The organism is Agromyces bracchium, assembly GCF_009709675.1.
Taxonomy (GTDB): domain Bacteria; phylum Actinomycetota; class Actinomycetes; order Actinomycetales; family Microbacteriaceae; genus Agromyces; species Agromyces bracchium.
In genome coordinates this window covers 1-17,983 of the sequence record NZ_WMLB01000045.1, presented here as the reverse complement: position 1 = coordinate 17,983, position 17,983 = coordinate 1, and the positions used below count along the sequence as shown (strand labels likewise).

Here is a 17,983-nt window from a genome sequence, read left to right as displayed (position 1 = left end):
AACGATTGAGCAATCAAACGATTGATCACCACTGCGCCCCACGGCCCGACGCATCGCCGCGTCGGCCTCCGTCGGGCGACGACACCTCGAAGGCACCTGCATGAACGCAACGAAGCCCCTGCCGCTCGACGGCATCCTCGTGCTGGACTTCAGCCAGTTCCTCGCCGGACCGGTCGCCGCGATGCGGCTCGCCGACCTCGGCGCGCGCGTGATCAAGATCGAGCGTCCCGGCACGGGCGACATCGGCAGGACCCTCGCGTTCGCCGGGCGCACGGCCGATGGCGACACCGTCTCCTTCCACGCCATGAACCGGAATAAGGAGTCGATCACCGCCGACCTCAAGTCCCCGGTCGACCTGGCCTACGTCAAGCAGCTCGTCGCGCGGGCGGATGTCGTCATCCAGAACTTCCGGCCCGGTGTCATGGAGCGGATCGGACTGGACTACGCGTCGGTGCGGGAGATCAACCCGTCGATCGTCTACGCGAGCGCCACCGGCTACGGCACCGAGGGGCCGTGGAAGGACCGCCCGGGTCAGGACCTCCTCGCGCAGTCGATCTCGGGCCTGCCCTGGCTGAGCGGCGGCCACGACGACGGTCCCGTGCCCGTTGGTCTCTCGATCGCCGACCACCTGCTCAGCTGCCACATCGCGCAGGGCGTCACCGCGCTGCTCGTGCGCCGATTCCGCACGGGAGAAGGCGGCCATGCCGAGTCGAGCCTGCTCGAGTCGATGCTCGACCTGCAGTTCGAGCTGCTCAGCACGCGGCTGAACGACGAGACCATCAGCGTGCAGCGAGGGGGCCCGCACTCGGCGCACGCGTTCCTCGCGGCGCCCTACGGGACGTATCCGACCGCCGACGGCTACATCGCGCTCGCGATGAACCCCATCCCGAAGATCGGCGAGCTCCTCGACCTCCCCGAACTCGCGGCCATGGTCGATCCGCAGGAGGCCTGGGACCGCCAGGAGTGGATCGAGGCCGTGCTCGCCGAGCGGTTCGCGACCGGCACCACGCAGTCCTGGCTCGACGTCCTCGACGCCGCCGACGTGTGGTGCGCGCCGGTGCTGACGCTCGACGAGCTCCTCGAGTCCGACGGCTTCGCCGCCATCCGGATGACGCAGCAGGTGCGCCGCGGTGACACCACCCTGTCCACGACGCGAGGTCCGATCCGCATCGACGGCGAGGTGCTCACCAGCCCGAAGGCCGCGCCGAGGCTCGGCGAGGACGACGCACGGGTCCGGGCCGAGTTCCCGCCCGTGGAGGTGTCGGCATGACCACGGTGCTCCGCGGCATCACCTGGGAGCACGAGCGCGGGTACGGCAGCGTCGCCGCCGCGGCCGAGGCGTACCGTGCGGTCGCCCCTGACGTCGAGGTGGTCTGGGAGTACCGCTCTCTCCTGGCCTTCGGCGACCAGGGCCTCGACGAACTCGTCGAGGGGCACGACCTGCTCGTCATCGACCACCCGCACATCCCGTTCGCCGCCGAGCGCGGACTGCTGCTGCCGCTCGACGGGCAGGGCCACGACGACGAGCTCGCCGTGCTCGCGACGCAGTCGGTCGGCGCGTCGCACGCGTCGTACCAGCACCGGGGGCGGCAGTGGGGCCTGGCGACGGATGCCGCGGCGCAGGTCGCCGCATGGCGGCCGGACCTGCTCGACGCGCCTCCGCGAACGTGGGATGAGGTGCTCGCGCTCGCCGCGGAGGGCCGCGTGCTCTGGCCGGCGAAGCCGGTCGACGCGTTCTCGAGCCTCGTGACCATCGCGGCCAGCCACGGCTCCGAGCCCATGCGCGAACCCGGCGTGTTCCTCCGGCGCGATGCCGCGCTCGAGGTGCTCGGGATCATGCGACGGCTGGCGGAGCTGACGCCCGACGACAACCTCGGGCTCAACCCGATCGACGTCGCCGACCGGCTCGCCGAGGGCGACCGGTTCGCGTACAGTCCGTTGCTCTTCGGCTACACGAACTACTCGCGCGCCGGCTTCCGTGAGCATCGCCTCGCGTACGTCGACATCCCAGCAGGATCGGCCGGGGTCCGAGGCTCGCTGCTCGGCGGCGCCGGCATCGCGGTGTCGGCGCACACGCGGCATCCGGAAGCGGCGATCGCGCACGCGTTCTGGCTCGACTCGGCCGCGGTGCAGGAGGGCGTCTACTTCGACGGCGGCGGGCAGCCGGGCAACGCCGTGGCCTGGGAGTCCGACCGGACGAACGAGCTCGCGCTCGACTTCTTCCGCGGCACGAGGGCGACGCTCGAATCCGCCTACGTGCGCCCGCGGCATCCCGACTACCCCGATCTGCAGAACGAGATCGGACCACTCATCACCGCCGCCCTCGCGGGGCGGCTGACCGACGACGAGCTCATCGCGCGACTCGACGAGGCGACCGAGCGCCACCTGGAGGACTGACATGCAGACGATCGACCGCTGGTTCGAGGACATCGAGATCGGCGAGCGGCGCGAGACCGTCGGCCGCACGATCACCGAGGCCGACATCGTGCTGCACGCGGGCCAGACGGGCGACTTCTTCCCGCACCACATGGACGCGGAGTGGATGGCGACGCAGCCGGCCGGACAGCGGATCGCCCACGGCACGCTCATCCTGTCGGTCGCGGTGGGCATGACGGCCGGCGAAATCAATCCGCAGTCGATGAGCTACGGGTACGACCGCATCCGGTTCATCCGCCCGGTGTTCATCGGCGACACGATCACGGTGACGGCCGAGATCACCGACAAGGCCGGCCACGCGAAGCGACCCGACCAGTACGGGTACGTGCACGAGCTCGTGACGGTCGTGAACCAGCGCGGCGAGACGGTCCTGGTGCTGACGCACCTCTACCTCGTGAACCGTCGCGCCGCGGTCGAGTCCCTACACTGAGCGCATGGCCACCCTGAGCGACGTCGCCGCCCGCGCGGGAGTCTCGGTCTCGGCCGTCTCGCGCGTCCTGAGCGACGCGCCGAGCGCCCGCGTGAGTGCCGCGACGAGACAGCGGATCCACGACGCGGCCCGCGAACTCGACTACCGACCGAACTTCGCCGCACGCGCGCTGAAGTCCTCGCGCACCAACGTGATCGGCCTCGTCGTGCCCGACGTGACGAACGCGATCTTCGCCGAGTTGATGCGCGGGGTCGAGGAGGAGGCGCTCGCACACGGGAACATGGTGCTCATCGCGCGCACCGAGGGCATGCCCGAGGGCGAGGACACCATCCCGCGGCTCATCGGCGAGGGCCGCGTGGACGGGGTGTTGCTGCAGGTGGGCGACGCCATGCGGGCCGAGGACCTGAGGATCCTCCTCGCGGCGCCGTTGCCGATCATCTTCATCAACTCCGTGCACCCCGACCACGTGGGCTCGGTGACCCTCGACGACGGTCGCGGCATCCGGATCGCGACCGAGCACCTGATCGGGCTCGGGCACCGGCGCATCGGATTCGTCGGCGGGCTTCCGCGCTCCGACTCGGGCCAGCGCCGCGAGGCGGGGTTCCGTGCGGCGATGGCGGACGCGGGGCTGGAGGTCGCGGAGGGTCTCGTGACACGGCTCGGATACGAGCCGAAGCAGGGCGGAGCGGCGATGGCGCTCCTCGCCGGACTCGACGAGTCGCCGACGGCGATCGTCGTCGCGAACGTGAACGCGGCGCACGGTGCCCTGCTGGAGGCGCGGCGCCTCGGGCTCGGCGTCCCGCACGACCTGTCGATCGTGGCGATGCACGACGCGTGGACGGCCGCGAATGCCTGGCCGCCGCTCACGACCGTCCGCATGCCCCTCGCGGAGCTGGGACGGCAGGCCGTGCAGGCGATCCTGAAGCGGATCGAGACGGGCGACCTCGCCGACCACGTGGTGCGCGAGCCCGCCCCCGAGCTCATCGTGCGCGAGTCCACGGCCGAGCCGACGGCCGCTCGCCGATAGGACTGATCTATTCGCGACCATCCGGTCTGATTCTCTCGTGCTGCCGAGAAAATCGATGAATTCATCCAATGAATCGGCTAGAGTGGGGAATCGTCGAACGGCGCGGATGCGGTCCCTCGCGAAGAGGCGCGGTTCCCCGTACGTCGGTCGGCGATTCGAACGACCTCACACACGTCCGTCCCCGCCCTCGGTGCAGCGATCTCGCCCGTCGCGCGGCAGTCCCAGGAAGCCCACGACATGACCACCATCACCGCCGTGACCGCGCACGACGTCCGGTTCCCGACCTCGCTGAGCATGGACGGGTCCGACGCCATGAACAAGGACGGCGACTACTCCGCCGCCTACGTGGTGATCCACACCGACGATCCCGACGTGCACGGCTACGGATTCACCTTCACGATCGGCCGCGGCAACGACCTGTGCGTCGAGGCGGCCCGTCAGCGCGGGCTGCCGCTCGTCGGACGATCGGTCGAGGAGTCCGTGGCGGACCTCGGTGCGGTGTACCGCGAACTGTCGTCCGACTCGCAGCTGCGCTGGCTCGGCCCCGAGAAGGGCGTCGTCCACCTCGCCATGGCTGCCGTCATGAACGCGATGTGGGACCTCGCGGCCCGTGTGGCACGGAAGCCGCTCTGGCGCCTGCTCGCCGAGATGAGCCCCGAGCAGCTCGTCGACGCCGCGGACCTCCGCTACCTCTCCGACGCCCTCACGCGCGACGAGGCCATCGCGATCCTCGCCGAGAAGGCGCCGACCCGGGCCGAGCGCATCGCCGACCTCGAGTCCCGCGGCGGGTACCCCTGCTACACGACGAGCGCCGGGTGGCTCGGCTACTCGGACGACAAGCTGCGACGACTGCTGCAGGAGGCGGTCGATGAGGGCTATCGGCACGTGAAGCTCAAGGTCGGGTCGGACGTCGAGGACGACATCCGCCGCCTGCGCATCGCGCGCGAGGTGATCGGCTGGGACGCGAACCTCATGATCGACGCGAACCAGGTGTGGGACGTCCCCCAGGCCATCGAGTGGGTGGGCCGGCTCGCCGAGTTCGAGCCCATGTGGATCGAGGAGCCGACGAGCCCCGACGACGTGCTCGGCCATGCGGCGGTGCGGAAGGCGGTCGCGCCGATCGGCGTCGCCACGGGTGAGCACGGCATGAACCGGGTGCTCTTCAAGCAGATGTTCCAGGCCGGCGCGATCGACTACTGCCAACTCGATTCGGCGCGCCTGGCGAGCGTCAACGAGATCCTCGCGGTGTACCTGATGGCGCAGAAGTTCGGCGTGCCCGTGTGCCCGCACGCCGGGGGCGTCGGCCTGTGCGAGCTCGTGCAGCACCTGTCGATCTTCGACTACGTGTGCGTCTCCGGCACGCTCGAGAACCGGGTGACGGAGTTCGTCGACCACCTGCACGAGCACTTCGTCGACCCGTGCATCGTCGAGAACGGCCACTACACGATGCCGTCGCAGCCCGGATACAGCGCCGAGATGCACGAGGCGTCCGTCGCGCAGTACGCCTTCCCCGACGGGGAGTACTGGGCGAACCCGACGGCGCCGGTGTCGCGGCCCGCGGCGTAGGGGCGCAGCGCGCGCCGCCGACGGCCGCCGTTCAGCCCGCTTCCGGATCCTCGGCCGCGTGCTCGGCGCTGAACTGCTCGACCCCGAGCAGGTGCGTCGACATGCGGATGCTCGCGCGACCCGGGTCGCGACGGGCGAGCTCGTCGAGGATGGCCCGGTGCTCGCGCTGGGTCTCGCGGACCGACCCGCGGTTGCTGATGGCGCGCCAGAGACGCGCGCGGAACGTCCGCCCGACGAGGGCGTCGACGAGCGCGGCCAGGGGAGGGTTCCCGCTCGCCGCCGCGATCGCGCGATGGAACTCGGTGTCGGTGTTGATGAACTCCTCGAGGTCCATCTCGTCCTCGTCCTCGTCCTCGAGCGTGCGGTCGACCCTCGCGAGGATCGCCTCGAGGTCTTCGAGCTGCTCGTCGGTGATGCGGGTCGCCGCGAGCGAGACGCTCTCGGCCTCGAGCACGCGGCGGACGGCGAGGAGGTCGGCGGCGTGGGCGGGCTGCTGCAGGTCGGCGAGGAATCCGAGCGGGCTGAGCAGTGCGGCCGGGTCGAGCGAGGTTACGTACGTGCCGTCGCCCTGGCGCGTCTCGAGCACGCCGAGCGTCGCGAGCGCGCGCACGCCCTCGCGCAGCGATCCGCGGGAGACGTTGAGCATCGCGGCGAGGTCCTTCTCGATGGGCAGTCGCGACCCCGGCTTCAGCTCGCCCCGCGTCAGCATGTCCTTGATCCCCTGGATGACGACGTCGGTCTGGGATCGGGCGGTGCCGGGCGCTTCGGACATGGCGTCATCCTAGGGCGCGGCCTCGTGGCCATCCGCCAGGTTCATCGGACCAATTCTTGTGATCAAACGTTTGAGCAGCTATCGTCGCCGACATGCAACCGATCCAGAGCCTGAGGAGCGCCTCGACGATGAGCGACCTGTCCGCAACCGTCCGAAATGTCCGAGCTGTGCTGTTGTCGCACCGCTACGACCGCGGCGACGAGCTCGTCTGGGTCGGCGGCACGATCCGATCGTGGGATGCCGCGCTCGTCGAGGTTGAACTCGCCGACGGCACGCGCGGGATCGGCGAGGCCGGCGCCGGGATCATGGCCGCGACGGCCGTCCCCGGCATCGTCGAGGCCTTCCGCCCGTACCTCGTCGACGTCGCGTTCGGCTCCCCGCTGGACGTCGCCGATCACCTCCGCGCCTACACGGCGTTCTGGTCGCGCGGCGGCATCCTGAGCGGCGTCGCCGGCGCCATCGAGACCGCCGTGCTCGACGCCGTCGCGAAGCGCGAGGGGGTGCCGGCGTACGAGATCCTCGGCGGCGCGAAGCGCAGGCGCATCGAGGCCTACGCGAGCGGCGGACTCGGAACGACCTTCGACGAGGTCGCCGGATGGGCCGCGGAGCAGTTCGCCACCGGTTTCGAGACCGTGAAGTTCCGCGCGATGTCCGACCCGGACACGACGATCGACCTGCTCGACCATGTCGTCGCCGGGCTGCCGGAGGGTGGGCGCTTCATCATCGATGCGGTCCAGGCCTGCGCGTCATCGCCCTGGTCGGTCGAGGACGCCATCCGCGTGGGACGGCATGCCGCGGGGCTCGGCGCACGCTGGTACGAGGAGCCCTGCCAGGCCGACGACGTCGCCGGGTTCGCCCGCGTGCGCGCCTCGGTCGACGTGCCCGTCTCGGGCGTCGAGTCGAACGGCACCGTGCGCGAGTTCGCCGAACTCGTCGCCGCCGCCGGTGTCGACATCGTCCAGCCCGACGTGACGTTCGTCGGAGGGCCGCGCGCGTTCTCGCGCGTCGCGGCCATCGCGTGCGAGGCATCCGTCGACTGCGTTCCCCACGTGTGGGGGAGCGCGGTGACCTTCGCGGCCAACCTGCACACCGTGTTCGCCGAGCCGTCGGTCGAGCTCTTCGAGTTCTGCACATTGCCGAACCCGCTCCGTGACGCGCTCAGGGTCGAGCCGGTCGACTTCGTCGACGGAACGATCGGCGCGCCGTCGGCACCGGGCCTCGGGGTGCAGCTCACCGCGGACATCGAGCAGCGGTTCGCCTTCCGCCCGGGGGGTGGACATGTCATCCGGTGATTCGGGCTTCACGCCGCTGCCCGGCGACGAGCGGCTGTCCACGGCCATCCTGAGCGACTCGTGCGACGCGACTGGCCTGCGCGACCAGGTGCTGCAGCAGAGGCTCGCACCGCTCGTGCCCGGCACCCGTGCGATCGGGCGGGCCCGCACCGTGCGGTTCGCGCCCGCGCTCGAGGACGACCCGGAGGATCCCTACCGCGACGCGATCGACTTCATCGACGGCATCGGGGAGGGCCAGTTCGTCGTCGTCGCGACCGATCGCAGCAACGACTCGGCGTTCTGGGGCGAGTTGTTCAGCGCTGCAGCGCTTGGCTCGGGTGCTGCGGGCGTCGTCACCGACGGCAACCTGCGCGACACCGATCGGATCGCCGCGCTCGGGTTCCCGGCGTTCTCGGCATCTCGTCGGCCGATCGACTACCGGGCGCGCATGCGCGTCATCGCGCACGACGTCGACGTGGTGCTCGGCGGGGTGCGCATCGCTCCCGGCGACCTGCTCATGGCCGACGACGACGGCGCGGTGGTCGTGCCGCGCGAGCACGAGGCAACCGTGCTCGCACTGGCGCGCGACCGAGCGGCGCGGGAGTCGACCGTGCTCGCGGAGCTGCTCGCGGGCGAGTCGCTGAGGGCGGTCTGGGACCGCCACCGCGTGCTCTGACGAGACGAGGGCGGCCGGAGGCGACAGGTTGCGCCTCCGGCCGCTTCGCACCCGATTTATCCAATCTCTCCGACCAATCATTCCGATTCGGGGCGGATTTTCGATTGCCGTTCCCATATTCATCTGATCTCTAGTACGATCGACCGCGCTGGAAACTCCCGGCTCAGAAGTTGCTCAAACGTTTGCTTTGAGGTGCAAGGGTGGTATAACGTTTGAGCACCCCAAGGCCGGGACCCGGCAAGCTCCGACCGACCACGACAACCACGACGGCGTGATGTCCGCGCCACCTCATCCAAGGAGTGTCAATGAAGACCACGAGGTTCCTCTCGGCGAGCGCGGGGGTCGCGGCGATCGCCGCTGCCGCGCTCGTCCTGTCCGGGTGCGCCGCCGGCGACACAGCCGAGACCTCCGCCCAGACCGACTCCGGCGGCAAGATCACCGTCTGGGTCGACCCGCCCCGCGTCCCCGCGGCCGAGGCCTTCCAGGAGGCCTATCCCGACATCGAGATCGACGTCGTGCAGATCGACGGCACGGTCGGCGGCAAGACGGTCAAGCAGTCCTTCGCGAACTTCGACTCGGCCGGCTCCGGATGGCCCGACGCGATCTTCTTCCCGTCGAACGACGACATCGCGTGGGCGACGAACTCGTCGAGCAACTACGCGGCCGACCTCACCGACCTCCTGCCGGACGTCATCGAGGGCTACGACCCCGCCGTCCTCTCGTTCTGCGAGATCGACGGCCAGATCCGCTGTCTCCGCAACGACGCCGCTCCGGACGTCTTCTGGTACAACAAGAAGTTCTTCGACGACAACGGCTACACCCTGCCCACCACGTGGGAGGAGTACGCCGACCTCGCCGTGACCATCGCCGAGGAGCACCCCGGCAAGATCAGCGGCTTCCTGGGCGACGCCTACGCGATCAACCGCTACCTGCAGGGCGCGAACTGCCCGACGAACGATCGCGTGTCCGAGAGCGAGGCGCACATCGACCTCTCCGACCCGAACTGCGAGCGCGCGACCGAGCTCCTCACCGAGATGTACGACGGCGGTGCGCTCTCGACCCAGGGCATCTTCGACGGCGACGCGGCCGAGGCGGGCGTCAACCTGGTCATGAGCCCCGGAGCGGTGTGGTGGGGCAACTACCTCTTCCGCGACACCTGGCAGATCCCGGCCGGCGAGATGAGCGCGGTCGCGCCGCTCGCCTGGGACGGCGAGTCGTCGCCGTCGACCGGCAACGAGGGCGGCGGCCTCTGGGGCGTCTCCTCGCACATCACGGGCAAGCAGCTCGAGAACGCCCTCACGTTCGCGACCTTCGTCGCCACGGACCCGCGTTGGCAGGTCGACCTCTCGACGGGCCTTCCCGGATACGGCCCCGTGCAGGATGCGTGGCTGGCCAAGATCGAAGCGGACGCCTACTTCGCCGACATCCCGACCGTGCAGCAGGCCTTCAAGGACGCCGCGTCCGCAGTCCAGCCCTACGCCTACATGCTGTACGACACGGGTTCGGTCTGGACCGAGAAGGTGAGCCCCACGCTCATCTCCGGCGGCACCATGCCCGATGCCATCGCCGCATTCGGCGAGGAGCTCGTCAATCAGGCAGAGTCGGTGGGCTACACCGTCCAGTGACGACTCGCGCCCCGGGGGAGTCCGGCGACTCCCCCGGGGCGCACCCCCACTCGTTCCGCATCACAGAGGATGACGACATGACGACAGCGACCACCCGGGCCGAGAGGCCGCGTGCGGCCGATCGGTCGAGACCGATCGAAGCGGCCGCGAAGCGCCGGGCCGCCAAGCGGCGCGCGCCCCACCGCGTCGAACGACGCGGAGCGTTCATCCTCATGGCGCCGTACCTGCTCCTGTTCGTCGTCGCCGCGGCGATCCCGATCGGCTACGCCTTCTGGATCAGCCTGCAGAAGGCGCCGACGCTCGTGAACCCGCAGACCGGGTTCGGCGGCTTCGAGTCGTTCGTGACGGTGGTCACGGACTACCGCTTCTTCGGCACCTTCGTGAACATCTTCACGGTCATGATCATCTGGCTGCCGATCATGATCCTCGGCATCGTCGCGATGGCGCTGCTCATCCACGCGAGCCCGGGCCGCTTCGGCGGGGCGATGCGCTTCGTCTACTACATCCCCGGCGCCCTGGCCGGCATCGCGAACTTCGTGCTGTGGGTCTACCTGCTGAACCCCTCGCAGTCGCCCATCGCCTTCCTCTGGCAGGACCTCGGCTTGACCACCCTCAAGGAGGTCGTCACCACCGAGAACCTGCCGCTCATCCTCACGGCGATGCTGTTCTTCCAGGGGCTCGGCACCTGGATCGTCATCGTCAACGGCGGCCTCAACGGGATCTCCGACGAGATCTTCGAAGCCGCGGCCCTCGACGGCGCCAACGCCTGGCAACTCGCATGGCGCATCAAGCTGCCGCTGATCCGCCCGTGGATCGGGTACGCCGCGCTCATGAACCTCGCCTACGGATTCCAGCTGTTCCTCGAGCCTTACCTCATGCGGCAGATCTCGGCCGGCTCGATCGACAGCGAATGGGCGCCCACCCAGCTCGGGTACGCGTTCGCGTTCACCAACCGCAACTTCCCCGCCGCGGCGGCGATGTCGATCATCCTGCTTGTCATCACCCTCGCGATCGGCATCATCATCGTCTTCCGAAGCGGACTCTTCGGCGAGCGCGAGGAGAAGGCCCGATGACCACCACCTCGCACGAGACCCACCAGATCGTCGGCTCCCGGCACTGGGGCGTCGGGCGGATCGCCCGCATCGCCATCATGCTCGCGTTCGCCGCGCTGTTCGTACTGCCGATCATCGGTTTCATCGCGATGGCGTTCCGCAGCCAGGAGGGGATCGTCGCCGGAGGCGACGGATTCCTCGGTCTCGGCGGGATGTCGTGGGAGAACGTCGTCTACAGCTGGCAGCAGCTCATGGGCTTCGGGCCGGCGGGCGGTGGCGTGTTCCTGCGCTGGATCATGAACTCGCTGATCGTCGCCGTCGTCGGGGGCGTGCTCGCCCTTGTCGCCGCCCTGCCGGCCGGATACGCCCTCGCCCGGCTGCGGTTCGGATCGCGCCGGTTCTGGCTCTTCGCCACGCTGCTGGCGATGGTGATGCCGAACACGGTGCTCGTGATCCCGCTCTTCCTCGAGGTCAACGCGATCGGCGCCGTCGGGCAGCTGTGGCCGGTCGCGGTCATCATGGGCTTCTTCCCGTTCGGCGTGTACCTCGCGTACATCCACTTCATGACGACCATGCCGCCCGAGCTCGTCGAGGCGGCCCGGATCGACGGCCTCGGCGAGGTGGCGATCTTCTTCCAGGTCGCGCTGCCCATCTCGAAGCAGGTCGTCGCCCTGATCGCGTTCTTCTCGTTCGTCGCGAACTGGACGAACTTCTTCCTGCCGCTCGCGCTGCTCACGTCGAACCAGGACAACAAGACGATCTCGATCGGCATCCAGGAGCTCATCGGCGCGAGCCCGCTCTTCAACGCCACCGTCGCCGCAGGCCTCGACGTGAAGCTGTACATGCCGCAGCTCGCCCTCGCCACCGTGATCTCGATGGTGCCCCTGCTCGTCGTGTTCCTCGGCGCGCAGCGATTCCTCATCCGCGGGCAGACCGTGGGAGCCGTGAAGGGATGACGTCCGTGACCGACCAGATCGCGCCCGTCGACGAGACCGATCGATCCCGACCCGCCGACCGGCCGGAGTTCCACCCGGCCGAGGCGTACACGCTCGAGCTTCCGAGGCATCCGCGCCCGATCGTCATCATCGGCACCGGGGGTATCGTCAAGGACGCCCACCTGCCGGCGTACCGGAAGGCCGGCTACCCCGTGTGGGCGCTCGTCAACCGGACCGTCGCCCGCGCGCAGGCGCTCGCCGACGAGTACGGGATCGAGCAGGTGTTCGGCTCGGTCGCGGAGGCGGTCGCCGCCGCGCCGGTCGATGCCGTCTACGACATCGCGCTCATGCCCGAGCAGTATCTCGAGACCCTCGAGCAGCTGCCCGATGGTGCCCCCGTGCTGATCCAGAAGCCGCTCGGGCAGACGTACGAGCAGGGCGTCGAACTGCGCGACCTCTGCCATCGGAAGGGGCTCGTCGCAGCCGTCAACACGCAGCTGCGCTTCGCCCCCTACGTCGCGGAGGCCAGGCGGCTCATCGCCGACGGCGTGATCGGCGAGCTCTACGACCTCGAGATCCGCGTCTCGGTGGACACGCCGTGGCATCTCTTCCCGCACGTGTTCGGGCTCGAGCGGCTCGAGATCAACATGCACTCCGTGCACTACGTCGACCTCATCCGCTCCTTCCTCGGCGACCCCGACTCGGTGAGCGCCGTCACCAGCCACCACCCCGAGAAGGCGGATGTCGCGAACACGCGCTCCCTCATCGTCATGCGGTACCGCGACCGTCCCATCCGGGTGACCGTGAGCACGAACCACGACCATGCGTACGGCCCGGCGCACGAGGAGAGCTTCATCAAGTGGGAGGGCACCAGGGGTGCCATCCGCGCGCAGATGGGCCTGCTCCTCGACTATCCGACGGGCGGGCCCGACGCGCTCGAACTGGCCCTGCTCGCCGAGAAGGAGCGCGGCTGGGTTCCCGTGCCGTTCGACGGCTCGTGGTTCCCCGAGGCGTTCATCGGCTCGATGGGCGCGGTGCAGCGCTTCGTGGAAGGCTCGGTGCCGACCCTGCCGACCTCGGTCGACGACGTGCTGCACACCATGGCGGTCGTCGAGGCGGCGTACGAGTCGGAGGAGCGTGAGGGCGTCCCGCTGCGGGTGAGCGACGCAGTGCTCCCGCAGTAGCGTGGGGGCATGACCCAGAACGCCGCGGATGCGGCATCCGTCGACCTGCTCGCCATCGCCCGCCGGATCGCGACGGACGTCGCCGAGACCGCCCTCGAGGAACGTCGCCGCGGCATCTCGGTCGCCGCGACGAAGTCGACGCCGACCGACGTCGTCACGGCCGTCGACCGCGACACCGAGGAGCGCATCCGCGCGATGATCCTCGACGCGCGCCCCGACGACGGTATCTTCGGCGAGGAGGACGACACGCACGTCGGCTCGAGCGGCCTGAACTGGGTCGTCGATCCCATCGATGGCACGGTGAACCTGCTCTACGACATCCCGTCGTGGTCGGTGAGCATCGCGGTCGTCGACGGTCCGCCCGACCCGGGGCACTGGCACGCGCTCGCCGGGGTCGTCGTGAACCCGGTCACGGGGGAGGTGTTCGAGGCGAGCGTCGGCGGCGGGGCCCGGCTCGTCGACGCGCGGCTCGGCGAACGCGCCCTGCGCGTGAACGACGACGTGCACCTCTCGCGGGCGCTCGTCGCGACCGGGTTCGGGTACGCCGCCGAACGGCGCGCGAGCCAGGCTGAGGTGCTCGTGAGCGTGCTGCCGCGCATCCGCGACATCCGTCGCATCGGCTCGGCCGCGCTCGACCTCGGTGCCGTCGCCGCCGGACGGCTCGACGCGTTCTACGAACTCGGCCTGAACCCGTGGGACCACGCCGCCGGCGCGCTCATCGTGCGCGAGGCGGGCGGGCGGGTCGGCGGCCTCGGCGGGGCGGCCGAGAGCGACCGGATGCTCATCGCGGCGGCGCCGTCGCTCTTCGACGAGCTCGCCGCGCTGCTGGAGGAGGCGGGCGCCTGAGGGCGGTTCGGACCGCCCGGGCGAGCGTGCGCGGTGCGCCCGCGCGCGGCGCGTGCGTGGCTCGGCCGCACCATCCGGACGACCTCCTCCGTATACCGCGTCGGCATGGCGAACCCGCCCTCGACCGGTTACGCTTTATCGATCCGTGACCTCGGCCCTTCCCGAGAGCACGAGCCCCCGTCAGCCCCCCGAACGAGCGAAAGTCCCCCACGTGCCCGAGAACCCCCTCGTGCCCGACCATTCAGCGCCAGGCACCAGAGACCGCTTGCGGTCCGAGCGCACGCCGTCGCGCCGCGAACTGCGGGACCGCTCCCACTCCTCCTCACCGGCCGAGCCGGCCGACCGGCGGGTCGGCGACTCGGCCGTCGGTGTGTCCGGGGGCGTTTCGTTCGAGTCGTACCTGCCGTCGCGGCAGGGGTCGGCTGGTTCGGCGGGGTCCGCGGGTCCCGGTTCCGCGGGCGAACCGAGACGGCGGGCGGATGCCACGGGGCCGCTGCGTCCGCGGGATCGCCGCGAGGCGGCGGTCGACGCCGGCCAGGCCCACGTCCCGTCCGGCGCGGCGCGCTCGGCGACGCCGCCCGCTCCGCCGACGGAGTCGCGCCGCCTGCGGCGCGACCCGCTCCCCGCACAAGAGTCGGCGCCCACGCGCCCGTCCACGCCCGGCTCGACCGACGGCCCTGCCCGGCCCGACGCCCCGAGCCTGTCGCGCGCCGCCACGCCCGGCTCGACCGACAGCACTGCCCGTCCCGTCGCTCCGAGCCCGGCCGGAACCGCCTCCGCTCCCGCGAACCCCGCTCCCCGGAGCGGCCGTCGCGCGGCCGCCGGACCGGTCGACGTCCCGGGCGCAGGGCTTCGCGCCGACCGCCCGGAAACGGCCCCCCGACCTTCCCCGCCCGCGAGCTCCGCCGCGCGCCCGCCGGCAGCCGGCGCCGGGCCTGCTGCCTCCGCACCTGGTCGCACGGCGGCCCGGGACTCCCCGCCGGCACCGGGCTCCTCGCCTGCACCGGGCCACACGTCGGCCCCGGCCGCGGCATGGCCGAACCGGCCCGTGCCCGGGGCGCCGTCGGCCGAATGGACGCCGCAGCGCCGCCCCGACGCCGCGCAGCGCGGGCCGTCATCGCAGCTCGAGCGCGCCCCGCGTCCGGATGGCGTGCATGAACGACAGCACCCCGGAGCCTCGCCCGCCGGACTCCGCTCCGATGAGACGCGCTTCGCATCCGGCGCCCAGGGCGACCCGGGCCGCGGCCGCCCGAACCCGGCCGACGCGCCGAACGCCCGCGCGGGTTCGGCCGCCAACCCGTCCGTGCGCCCGGCCTCGACCGACGCGCAGTTCGCGCGACCGGGTGCTCCGCAGCCGCAGCGACGCCCGCAGGCGGGCGCGTCCGACGACGCGCAGCGCGGGCAGGGTCCAGGTCACGAGCAGGCAGCCCAGCGACAGGGCCGACCGCAAGCCGGCGCGGAGCGGCATCCGCGCCAGGCCACGCCGGGCGACACTCGCGACCTTCGAGCACAGCCCGCGGCCGCCCGCCCCGGCGCGCCGATGGACCGCGCAGACGCCCCGGCCGCGGCTCGCGACCCGCGTCTCGCGGCGCGGCCGGCTTCGGAGCCCGCCCGTGGGCCGCGGCCCACGCGTCCCGTGGGTCAGCCCGGGGACCGTCGCGCCGAGCGTGCACTCCAGCCGCTCGACGGACGGCCGGCGGAAGCCAGGCGGGCAGCGGCATCCGACCCCGCGGTCATCACCGCGAACGACGTGAGCGACCTGTTCGGGCTGGGCCGACGCGAGGACCGCGACCTCGACGCGAGCCTCGCCGCCGCCCGCGCCGACGAGCACGGCACCACGCCGAACGCGGGCTCGCACCGGCGCGGCGAGGCCGCGGCATCCGCCCACCGCACGCCCGTCGGTCGTCGGACCCCGGCCGACCGGCGCGCGCCGCAGCGGCCCGAAGGGCGCCCCGACGACGGCCCGTTCGCGTCGAAGGCGGCGCCGCGCTCGCGCAAGCGCACGCTGACGACGCGATTCGCGAGCGTCGTCGCCATGGGATTCGTCGCGATGCTCGCCGTCGCGACATCCGTCCCCTCGCTCTCGCTGCTCACCCCCGAGGAGGTGCAGGCGATGGCGCTGTCGCAGACCACGGGCACTACCCTCGACGGGCAGCGCGTCGACATCTCCGGCGGAACGCTCGCCGCGGGGATCGGGCGTGAGGACTACCAGGCGCAGACCATCGAGGAGTACGCGCAGGCCGCCGGCATCCGCGCCGAGGCGACGTTCACGAACAATCCGCTGGGCACGATCCAGTGGCCCTTCGCGGTCGGCGTGCACATCGGCGACCGGTTCGGGTACCGCAACTGCTACGGATGCTCGTCCGACCACCACGGGCAGGACTTCAACCCGGGCCTCGGCGCGCAGATCCAGGCGATCGCCGACGGCGTCGTCTCGAACTCGACCGACGCGGGCGGGTCGCTCGGCGTCGTCACCATGATCGACCACGTGATCGACGGGCAGGTCGTCACGAGCGTGTACGCGCACATGGAGTACGGCTCGCGACGCTTCGAGGTCGGCGACACGGTCGAGGTCGGCGACGTGCTCGGCACCACGGGCAACACGGGCATGTCGACCGGCCCGCACCTCCACTTCGAGATCCGAATCGGCGGCATCGACGGGTACTGGGTCGACCCGCTCGAGTGGCTCTACGCGAACACGAACTGACGCGGCCTCCGTCGCTCAGTGTCGCTCGGGGTCGGTGTCGGCCTCGGCGGACCTCGCGCGTCGGTTACTCCGGGCAGTGCGTTCGCAGGATGGGGCGCCTCACGGGTCGCTCCGCGGCGGCATCGCCGCGCTGATCCTGCGAACTCATTCGGACCGAGGTGCTCCGGCGGCCGGTCGAGCGCGGGAGTCGTGGTCGATTCGCAGGATGAGACGCAGAATGGGGCTCCGATCGGCGACATGACCCAGCTGGTCCTGCGAACTCGTTGCCGCGAACGGATGCCTCGCCGCGGTCCGCCTGTGCACAGCCGTCGCCTTCGCGCTTGACGGTCGGCCAGACTTCGGGGCGTGCCCGCCTCCGCCGCTGTCGCCCCCGCCCGTCCGGTCGCCGCCCGTCCCGCCCCCGCAGCCCCTCCCGTTCCCACCTCCGAGTCCGCTGCGGCCGCCCCAGCAGCTCGTCCCGCCGATGTCCTTCGAGCGAACGGCGGCGCCCTGTCCTACCGGGCACTCGATGAACTCGGGGTGTCGCGCCGGGCACTCAGGGCCGCGCTCAGCGAGCGGAAGCTCGTTCAGGTCAGGGAACGCTGGTTCGCCGTCCCGGATGCGCCGGTCGACGTCGTTCGCGCCGTGCGCGTCGGCGGCAGCCTCACCGCGGCATCCGTCGCCCGACTCGAAGGGCTCTGGATTCGGGACGACCGACAGCTGCACGTTCGGGTTCCGAGTACAGCCGGCCGGTTGTGGTCGCCTGAAGGATCGACGGAAGGCCGGGTGCCGCTCGATCGTGCGAAGCACGGCGTCTGCATCCACTACCGGACGGTGCCGGGTCGACCCACCGCGCGTGACGGCGTCGCACTCGCCATTGCGGAGATGACCTCGTGCGCGCCGCTCCTCGATGCGCAGATCGCCATCGACTCCGCCCTCTCGCTGGGCACGCTGAAGATCGACGATCTCGACGAACTCCGGGGCCGGCTCGGACCGAGTCGACGCCGAATCGTCGACCGGGCCGATGCCGGATGCCAATCCGGAACGGAGACGATCGTGCGTCTGCTGCTTCGCGGACGGCGGGTTCCGCACCGAACGCAGGCGCAGATCGCCGGGGTGGGCCGCGTCGACGTGCTCGTCGGGGATCGCCTCGTGGTCGAGATCGATGGCGAGGGATTCCACACCGGGCCCGAGTTCGAACGAGACCGTCGACGCGACTTCGAGCTGACGATGCGCGGGTACCTCGTGTTCCGGCTGAGCTACTCGATGGTGATGGGCGAGTGGGATGCCGTGAGCAAGGGGCTGCTGGCACTGATCGCGCGCGGGGAGCATCGCTGGGGAGCGCGTGCGAGCCGGCACGAGCGCGACGTGCGCGTCTCGCTTGCTCGCCGGCACATGGATGTCTGACCAGGTCGTCGCGTTCGCAGGATGAGCTGGGTGATGCGTGCCTGAGGGCGGGCGTCGGGCGTGTGGTCCT

General features: G+C 71.0%; 15 protein-coding genes. 14 read left to right on the top strand and 1 reads right to left on the bottom strand.

Annotation, left to right across the window (positions count from 1 at the left end):
- Positions 1–100: 100 nt before the first annotated feature.
- From GJ743_RS18455 to GJ743_RS18435, 5 genes are all read left to right on the top strand, one after another.
- Positions 101–1,270, top strand: coding sequence for a CaiB/BaiF CoA transferase family protein (locus tag GJ743_RS18455; RefSeq protein WP_155053374.1), 1,170 nt, complete (start codon positions 101–103; stop codon positions 1,268–1,270).
- Positions 1,267–2,397: an extracellular solute-binding protein gene (locus tag GJ743_RS18450; RefSeq protein ID WP_155053373.1), complete on the top strand. Its 1,131-nt coding sequence runs from the start codon at positions 1,267–1,269 to the stop codon at positions 2,395–2,397. Before GJ743_RS18455 ends, GJ743_RS18450 begins: the two co-directional genes overlap by 4 nt.
- A 1-nt stretch (position 2,398) precedes the next feature.
- Entirely contained in the window at positions 2,399–2,866 is a 468-nt protein-coding gene (locus GJ743_RS18445) for a MaoC family dehydratase (protein WP_155053372.1), read from the top strand.
- Between the two features lie 4 nt (positions 2,867–2,870).
- Complete coding sequence (locus GJ743_RS18440; protein WP_155053371.1) at positions 2,871–3,893, top strand: LacI family DNA-binding transcriptional regulator; 1,023 nt, start codon at positions 2,871–2,873, stop codon at positions 3,891–3,893.
- Positions 3,894–4,130: 237 nt separating this feature from the next.
- Positions 4,131–5,459 carry an L-fuconate dehydratase gene (locus tag GJ743_RS18435; RefSeq protein WP_155053370.1) on the top strand — a complete coding sequence of 443 codons (1,329 nt, stop codon included), beginning with the start codon at positions 4,131–4,133 and terminating at the stop codon, positions 5,457–5,459.
- 31 nt (positions 5,460–5,490) lie between these two features.
- Here the strand turns inward: GJ743_RS18435 and GJ743_RS18430 are convergent, their stop codons facing one another.
- Positions 5,491–6,231 (bottom strand): FadR/GntR family transcriptional regulator, encoded by a 741-nt coding sequence (locus GJ743_RS18430; protein ID WP_155053369.1) that lies wholly within the window; start codon positions 6,229–6,231, stop codon positions 5,491–5,493.
- Positions 6,232–6,323: 92 nt separating this feature from the next.
- Between GJ743_RS18430 and GJ743_RS18425 the strand changes: the two genes are divergently transcribed.
- The 9 genes from GJ743_RS18425 to GJ743_RS20310 all read left to right on the top strand — a co-directional run bounded on the left by GJ743_RS18425 (position 6,324) and on the right by GJ743_RS20310 (position 17,913).
- Positions 6,324–7,523: a mandelate racemase/muconate lactonizing enzyme family protein gene (locus tag GJ743_RS18425; RefSeq protein ID WP_230386916.1), complete on the top strand. Its 1,200-nt coding sequence runs from the start codon at positions 6,324–6,326 to the stop codon at positions 7,521–7,523.
- Positions 7,510–8,178 carry an RraA family protein gene (locus GJ743_RS18420; RefSeq protein WP_155053368.1) on the top strand — a complete coding sequence of 223 codons (669 nt, stop codon included), beginning with the start codon at positions 7,510–7,512 and terminating at the stop codon, positions 8,176–8,178. Before GJ743_RS18425 ends, GJ743_RS18420 begins: the two co-directional genes overlap by 14 nt.
- Positions 8,179–8,483: 305 nt before the next feature.
- On the top strand, positions 8,484–9,803 hold the full coding sequence (locus GJ743_RS18415) for an ABC transporter substrate-binding protein (protein ID WP_155053367.1): 1,320 nt from the start codon (positions 8,484–8,486) through the stop codon (positions 9,801–9,803).
- A 77-nt stretch (positions 9,804–9,880) separates the two neighbouring features.
- On the top strand, positions 9,881–10,876 hold the full coding sequence (locus GJ743_RS18410) for a carbohydrate ABC transporter permease (protein ID WP_155053366.1): 996 nt from the start codon (positions 9,881–9,883) through the stop codon (positions 10,874–10,876).
- The gene (locus GJ743_RS18405) at positions 10,873–11,811 is read left to right on the top strand and encodes a carbohydrate ABC transporter permease (protein ID WP_155053365.1); all 939 of its coding nucleotides are present in this window, start codon (positions 10,873–10,875) and stop codon (positions 11,809–11,811) included. The genes GJ743_RS18410 and GJ743_RS18405 overlap by 4 nt, the downstream gene beginning before the upstream one ends.
- A gap of 5 nt (positions 11,812–11,816) precedes the next feature.
- The gene (locus GJ743_RS18400) at positions 11,817–12,974 is read left to right on the top strand and encodes a Gfo/Idh/MocA family protein (protein WP_328289339.1); all 1,158 of its coding nucleotides are present in this window, start codon (positions 11,817–11,819) and stop codon (positions 12,972–12,974) included.
- A gap of 9 nt (positions 12,975–12,983) precedes the next feature.
- Positions 12,984–13,820 (top strand): inositol monophosphatase family protein, encoded by an 837-nt coding sequence (locus GJ743_RS18395; RefSeq protein WP_155053363.1) that lies wholly within the window; start codon positions 12,984–12,986, stop codon positions 13,818–13,820.
- A gap of 1,636 nt (positions 13,821–15,456) precedes the next feature.
- A complete protein-coding gene (locus tag GJ743_RS20315) occupies positions 15,457–16,527 on the top strand; it encodes a M23 family metallopeptidase (protein WP_155053362.1) in 1,071 nt (356 codons plus the stop codon).
- A 519-nt stretch (positions 16,528–17,046) separates the two neighbouring features.
- Positions 17,047–17,913, top strand: coding sequence for an endonuclease domain-containing protein (locus GJ743_RS20310; protein ID WP_155053361.1), 867 nt, complete (start codon positions 17,047–17,049; stop codon positions 17,911–17,913).
- The last annotated feature ends 70 nt before the right edge of the window (positions 17,914–17,983 follow it).

What these genes read in the sequence shown, in the direction of transcription:
- GJ743_RS18415 (WP_155053367.1), top strand. Translation starts at nt 8,484, where the DNA reads ATGAAGACCACGAGGTTCCTCTCGGCGAGCGCGGGGGTCGCGGCGATC.
- GJ743_RS18445 (WP_155053372.1), top strand. Translation starts at nt 2,399, where the DNA reads ATGCAGACGATCGACCGCTGGTTCGAGGACATCGAGATCGGCGAGCGG.
- GJ743_RS18450 (WP_155053373.1), top strand. Translation starts at nt 1,267, where the DNA reads ATGACCACGGTGCTCCGCGGCATCACCTGGGAGCACGAGCGCGGGTAC.
- GJ743_RS18420 (WP_155053368.1), top strand. Translation starts at nt 7,510, where the DNA reads ATGTCATCCGGTGATTCGGGCTTCACGCCGCTGCCCGGCGACGAGCGG.
- GJ743_RS18435 (WP_155053370.1), top strand. Translation starts at nt 4,131, where the DNA reads ATGACCACCATCACCGCCGTGACCGCGCACGACGTCCGGTTCCCGACC.
- GJ743_RS18430 (WP_155053369.1), bottom strand. Translation starts at nt 6,231, where the DNA reads ATGTCCGAAGCGCCCGGCACCGCCCGATCCCAGACCGACGTCGTCATC.
- GJ743_RS18410 (WP_155053366.1), top strand. Translation starts at nt 9,881, where the DNA reads ATGACGACAGCGACCACCCGGGCCGAGAGGCCGCGTGCGGCCGATCGG.
- GJ743_RS18440 (WP_155053371.1), top strand. Translation starts at nt 2,871, where the DNA reads ATGGCCACCCTGAGCGACGTCGCCGCCCGCGCGGGAGTCTCGGTCTCG.
- GJ743_RS18455 (WP_155053374.1), top strand. Translation starts at nt 101, where the DNA reads ATGAACGCAACGAAGCCCCTGCCGCTCGACGGCATCCTCGTGCTGGAC.
- GJ743_RS18425 (WP_230386916.1), top strand. Translation starts at nt 6,324, where the DNA reads ATGCAACCGATCCAGAGCCTGAGGAGCGCCTCGACGATGAGCGACCTG.
- GJ743_RS18395 (WP_155053363.1), top strand. Translation starts at nt 12,984, where the DNA reads ATGACCCAGAACGCCGCGGATGCGGCATCCGTCGACCTGCTCGCCATC.
- GJ743_RS18405 (WP_155053365.1), top strand. Translation starts at nt 10,873, where the DNA reads ATGACCACCACCTCGCACGAGACCCACCAGATCGTCGGCTCCCGGCAC.